The sequence below is a fragment of the Clostridium sp. HV4-5-A1G genome, from assembly GCF_900184915.1.
GTDB lineage: Bacteria > Bacillota > Clostridia > Clostridiales > Clostridiaceae > Clostridium_B > Clostridium_B aromativorans.
Window position 1 is genome coordinate 1 of sequence record NZ_FXYI02000202.1, and the last position, 6057, is coordinate 6057.

At 33.6% G+C, this 6057-nt stretch carries 7 protein-coding genes; 2 read left to right on the forward strand and 5 right to left on the reverse strand.

The features are described from left to right. Positions 1-145 precede the first annotated feature (145 nt). Both J5G60_RS15975 and J5G60_RS15980 read left to right on the forward strand, forming a co-directional pair. Positions 146-643 carry an Lrp/AsnC ligand binding domain-containing protein gene (locus J5G60_RS15975; protein ID WP_150358511.1) on the forward strand — a complete coding sequence of 166 codons (498 nt, stop codon included), beginning with the start codon at positions 146-148 and terminating at the stop codon, positions 641-643. Positions 644-728: 85 nt separating this feature from the next. Next, on the forward strand, positions 729-944 hold the full coding sequence (locus J5G60_RS15980; RefSeq protein ID WP_150358510.1) for a DUF378 domain-containing protein: 216 nt from the start codon (positions 729-731) through the stop codon (positions 942-944). A 54-nt stretch (positions 945-998) separates the two neighbouring features. Here the strand turns inward: J5G60_RS15980 and argH are convergent, their stop codons facing one another. The 5 genes from argH to J5G60_RS16005 form a co-directional block, all read right to left on the reverse strand. After that, entirely contained in the window at positions 999-2315 is a 1317-nt protein-coding gene (gene argH, locus J5G60_RS15985; RefSeq protein ID WP_150358509.1) for an argininosuccinate lyase, read from the reverse strand. Positions 2316-2317: 2 nt separating this feature from the next. Then, entirely contained in the window at positions 2318-3523 is a 1206-nt protein-coding gene (locus tag J5G60_RS15990; protein WP_150358508.1) for an argininosuccinate synthase, read from the reverse strand. A 125-nt stretch (positions 3524-3648) separates the two neighbouring features. After that, a complete protein-coding gene (locus tag J5G60_RS15995; protein WP_150358507.1) occupies positions 3649-4428 on the reverse strand; it encodes an amino acid ABC transporter ATP-binding protein in 780 nt (259 codons plus the stop codon). Between the two features lie 37 nt (positions 4429-4465). Further along, complete coding sequence (ehuC, locus tag J5G60_RS16000; protein WP_150358506.1) at positions 4466-5116, reverse strand: ectoine/hydroxyectoine ABC transporter permease subunit EhuC; 651 nt, start codon at positions 5114-5116, stop codon at positions 4466-4468. 29 nt (positions 5117-5145) lie between these two features. Beyond that, a complete protein-coding gene (locus tag J5G60_RS16005; protein WP_150358505.1) occupies positions 5146-5967 on the reverse strand; it encodes an ABC transporter substrate-binding protein in 822 nt (273 codons plus the stop codon). Between the last annotated feature and the right edge of the window lie 90 nt (positions 5968-6057).

Consider the following 6057-nt stretch of genomic DNA (forward strand, 5'->3'; position numbering starts at 1 on the left):
TATTTATATACATGATTCATTAAAAGTTTATAAATTATTAATCAATGATAACGTTTTAAATTATTAATTTAATAAAAATTTCTGCTATAATATTATTTGGGGGAATAAAAATTAAAATAATTAGATCGTGAAGGAGGGGATTCAATTGAGTTTAAAAGTTTCTGGATTAGATGATTTAGATCTGCAAATTCTTGATATTCTTTTAAAGGATTCTAGAACTCCTTTTTTAGAGATAGCTAGAAAATGCCATGTGAGTGGTGGAACCATTCATGTTAGAATGAAAAAAATGCAGGACATGAATATAATAAAAGGTACTAAGCTTATAATAGATAATTCCAAGATAGGCTATGATGTATGTGGCTTTATAGGTATTTATTTAGATAAAGCCAAATCTTTTAAAGGTGTCCTCGAGCAATTGGAAAATATAAAAGAAATTGTTGAAATTCACTATACTACTGGAGTTTACTCTATTTTTGTAAAAGTTGTATGTAAAAATATAACAGATTTACAGAATCTACTTATGAACAAGATTCAATCTGTAGATGGAATACAGAGGACTGACACTATAATATCCCTATTTCAGCCTGTGGATAGGAGCATAAATATAGATATATTAAGTAATGAGTCATATAACAAAAATTAGTCTTTCATCTTCTTTTTATTTTACCTTATAAATTTCATACAATTTGTAAATAATAGTTTATATAAAATAAAAAGGAGATGTGAATATGAGAACATTAGACATTATTGCACTAATATTGGTGGTAATAGGTGCTCTCAACTGGGGACTAATTGGATTTTTTAGATATGATCTTATAGCATCACTATTTGGTACAATGTCTTCATTTACAAGAATATTGTATGCTCTAGTAGGTCTTGGAGGATTATATGCTCTTTCGTTTTTTGGAAAAGAAACAGAAAGCAGACATACAAAAGAAGTTTAGGTATTAAAAAGTGGAAAGTTAATTTTTAAAAACTTTCCACTTTTTAATATACCCTTATTTAAGATTTTTTTTGATTCCTCTGTTTAACGTATTTCTATAATCTATAAATTCATATACATCTTCCGAAAACAAAGTGCTGAAATTTTTCAGCTCCTCCAGTTGAAGATCTTCAATGGATTTATTTTTATTCTCACAGTAAAGTACAATTTCGCCAATAACCTTATGGGCATCTCTAAAAGCCATACCTTTATTTACTAAATAATCTGCTGCTTCTGTAGCATTTAGAAACCCTTTCTTAACAGCATTAAAAGTATTGTCTTTATTGACTTTTAATGTGGAGAGTATACCATTCATTATTTTCAAACAGCTTAATATAGTATCTAAGGAGTTAAAAAACTGTTCTTTATCTTCCTGCATATCCTTATTATAGGCAAGAGGAATGCCCTTCATAGTGGTAAGCAGTGCCATAAGTGAACCATATACTCTCCCAGTTTTGCCTCTTATGAGTTCTGCAGCGTCAGGATTCTTTTTTTGAGGCATTATGCTGCTTCCTGTGGAAAATTCATCATCTATTTGTACAAAATCAAACTCTTTGCTGCTCCACAATATAAGTTCCTCACTAAGACGGCTTAAATGCATCATCAATATGGAAAAGTCTGATAACATCTCCAGGACGTAATCCCTGTCACTTACACCATCTAAAAAATTATCTACTGGTTTTCTAAATCCCAGTTCTTTAGCAGTAAAATATCTATCTATATCATAAGTCGTACCTGCCAGTGCACAGCATCCAAGAGGGCTTTCATCCATAATTTCAACAGCATTTAAAATTCTATTTTTGTCCCTTGATAACATAGAATAATACGCCATTATATAGTGCTTAAATGTTACTACTTGAGCCCTCTGAAGATGAGTATATCCTGGCATTATAACATTATTTCGTTCACCTAAATCTTTTATTGCAGTTTGAAGTATCTCTATACTTTGAACTACCTCCTGAGCTTCTTTCTTAACGTACAATCTAAAGTCCACTGCAACTTGATCATTTCTGCTTCTGGCAGTGTGTAATTTTTTTGCCACCTGACCTATTCTATCTATTAAATTTATCTCCACAAAACTGTGTATATCCTCATAGTCTCCCTCTACTTTCAATTTTCCACTTTCTATATCTTTTAATATGGACTTCAATCCCTCTAATATACTTCTGACCTCTTCCTGAGTTAAAATCCCACATTTGGAAAGCATCTTTACATGGGCCATGCTTCCCTCTATATCCTCTTTGTAAAGCCGTCTGTCAAAACCCAGAGAACTGTTGAAATCTTCCATGAGCTTGCTCTCAGATTTTTTAAATCTTCCACCCCAAAGTTTCATGGTTAATTTTTCCTATCTTTATCTATTGCAGCCTTAATTTTATAGGGAAGGCCGAATAATTTAATAAAGCCGTCCGCATCCTTATGGTCATATAAATCACTGGCTCCAAAAGAAGATATACTCTCATTAAATAGAGGATATTGAGCGTCTATCGATGCTGTCAATATATTCCCCTTGTATAATTTCAATTTTACATTTCCGGTTACATTTTCCTGAGTAGCTTCAACAAAAGCATCCAATGCCTTTCTCAGGCTTCCAAACCAAAGCCCGTCATATACAAGTTCCCCATATTTTTGGGATACCAGTTGTTTATAATGAAAAGTATCTTTATCTATGGTCAACCTTTCAAGAGCAGTATGAGCAGCATAGAGTATGGTTCCACCTGGAGTTTCATATACCCCTCTGGATTTCATCCCAACCAGTCTATTTTCCACCATATCCACTATTCCTATTCCATTTTCGCCGCCTATTTTATTTAACTTTTCCATCATGGTAACAGGAGCTAATTCCTGTCCATTTAATTTTTTAGGTTCTCCCTTTTCAAAATAGAGCTCTATATATGTGTCTTCATCTTTTGCCTTTTCAGGTGTAGTAGTCATAAAATACATACTTGTTTTGTGCTCATTTCGCGGATCCTCTAGATCTCCGCCCTCATGACTTACATGCCAAATATTTTTGTCGTTTGAATATATTTTCTCTTTAGTTGCAGCTACTTCCACTCCTTTGGAGTTTGCATAATCTATGGCATCTTCTCTTGATTTTATATTCCATAATCTCCATGGAGCTATTATCTTTATTGTTGGATCAAAGCTTGCTATCCCAACTTCAAAACGCACCTGATCATTTCCCTTACCAGTACATCCATGAGATATATATTTAGCCCCTTCTTTATGTGCTATCTCTACAAGTTTTTTTGCCATAAGAGGTCTTGCAAGAGATGTCCCAAGCATATAAGCTCCTTCATACAATAAGTTAGCCTTTACTGCCTTAAAAAGATAATCTTTTACAAACTCCTCTTTCATATCTTCAATGTATACTTTAGAAGCACCTGTTTCGAGAGCCTTTTTCCTCACTTGCTCCATGTCATCATCTTGTCCTACATCTATACAAGCCGCAATAACCTCCATATCATAATTTTCCTTTAGCCAAGGAATGATAACTGAAGTATCTAATCCTCCTGAATACGCCAATACCACTTTATCCTTCATAAATTTAACCTCCAATTTATTATAAATTCACAATTAACAATGCACAATTAATGATTATTTTCGGCAACATCCAAAAACATACCAGAATTTAACTCTGATATTTGAACTCTGATAAAATCTAAAGATCACTTAATAACCTTATCCAAAAAAGCTTTTGTTCTGTCCTCTTTCGGATGTGAAAATACCTGTTCTGGAGTACCCTGCTCCAGTATTTTTCCACCATCCATAAATATAACTCTGTCAGCAACCTCTTTTGCAAAACCCATCTCGTGAGTTACAACTACCATAGTCATCCCATCCTTAGCCAAATCCTTCATTACATTTAAAACTTCTCCTACAAGCTCTGGATCCAGTGCAGACGTAGGTTCATCAAAAAGCATTATATCTGGATTCATTGCAAGAGCTCTTGCAATAGCGACTCTCTGCTGCTGACCTCCTGAAAGCTTTGAAGGATAAAAATTTTCTTTGTCTTTTAAGCCAACTTTAGCCAACAGCTTTCTGGCTTTTAGCTGTGCTTCTGATTTTTTCTCCTTTTTGACTACCAGTGGAGCCTCCATAACATTTTGAATAGCTGTCATATGTGGAAACAGATTAAAACTTTGAAAGACCATCCCCATCTTTGTAGTTATTCTTCTTATCATCTTTTTATCCTTAGGATTTAATTTCTCTCCTTCTATAATTACAGAACCACTGTCCAATTCCTCTAAATGATTTAAGCACCTCAATAGAGTACTTTTTCCTGAACCAGAAGCTCCTATTACCACTAAAACCTCACCTTTTTTCACTTTTATGCTGAGATCCTTAAAAACCATCAAATTATTAAAACTCTTGGTTAAATGAGTGGCTTCTATCATATATTTATTTTTATCTAAATCCATGTGATTGTCTAAAGCTGTATTTTCCATAGATTACACCTCCAAATTAAATTTAAATGTTCTACAGTTAACTGTAAACGGCCAATTTTTTCTCAAACATTCCAAATACAGTGGTAAATACAGTGGTCATTACAAGATACAACACTGCTGCCGTAAGAAACACTGATATTGGATCAAAACTGCTGGCATATATCTGTTGGGCTGATCTCATGAGCTCCACCATTGCTATAGTAGATACTAAGGAAGTGTCCTTTAATATGGATATGAATTCATTTCCAACAGGCGGTATTATGATTTTCCAGGTTTGGGGAAGTATTATCTTTCTCATAGTTTCTCCATAACTAAATCCAAGTGCCTTTGCCGCTTCAAATTGTCCCTTGTTTACAGATTGAATTCCTCCCCTTATTATCTCCGCCATATAGGCTCCGCAGTTGAGTCCAAGTCCCAGTATTGCCGCTGAAAAAGGCGTAAGTTCTACTCCAACAAAAGGTAATCCATAATAAAAGAAAAACAATTGCAATAATAGAGGTGTGCCTCTGAATATCCATGTATAAAAACCTGATAGTGATTTAAGCACAATATTTTTAGATAATTTCAAAAGTGCTAAAAATATACCAAGAAGTGTTCCCAATATCAAAGTAATTACTGTAAGCTCCATAGTCATTACACTGCCCTTTAATAAAATAGGCAGTATATCATTAATAAATCCTATATTCACTGATCCAATCCACTTCCTCTTCGTATATATTATTTATATATGTCTTCTCCAAACCACTTTGTGGAAATCTTAGACATAGTTCCATCCTTCTTCAATTCGTTAAATGCTTTTTGTACCTCAGCTTCTAACTCTTTGTCGCCTTTCTTAAATCCTATTCCCATAGGCTCTTTACTCAACCTTTCATTTAGAACAGTATATTGATCCTTTTTATCAGACTTGGATATATAGTATTTTCCAACGGGTTCATCTACTACTACTGCATCAAGTCTTCCTATTAGAAGATCCTGAAGTTCCTCTGTAGTCTTGTCATATTTTTTTACTTCCTTTATATTCTTAAACTTTTTAACTACTTCTTCACTGGTGGTACCAAGTCCTACCCCCACCTTCTTACCGTCTAAATCCTTTGAACCTTTAATAGAAGTATTTCCGGTCTTGGTAACTATAATCTGATAATTTTGTACATAGGGCTCAGAAAAATCTATTTGTTTTTTTCTATCATCGGTTATGCTCATTCCTGATATTATTACATCAAATTTTCCGGATTTAAGTGCCAGAACTATTCCATTGAATTCAGTACCAACGAACTGAGCTTTTACTCCCATTTTTTTAGCTATAGCATTTGCCATATCTATATCAAATCCCTTAAGTGCATTTTGGTTGTCCCTAAATTCCATTGGCGGAAAAGAATCCTCCAACCCTACTTTTAAAACACCTGCTTTTTTTACCTTTTCCAAAGTATTTTGCGAATCTTGTCCGCTTTGTGAATTACTACTGCTGCCGCAGCCTGCTAATAACACTGTTGTAAAGGCTATTGACAATACTATTGTCATCACTTTTTTCAATTTTTTCATTTATATCTCCTCTTTTCAAATAATAAAAACTTTAACTCCTTAGGTTAAATATATAATAATTATACATATATTATTATAATTATGCAATAC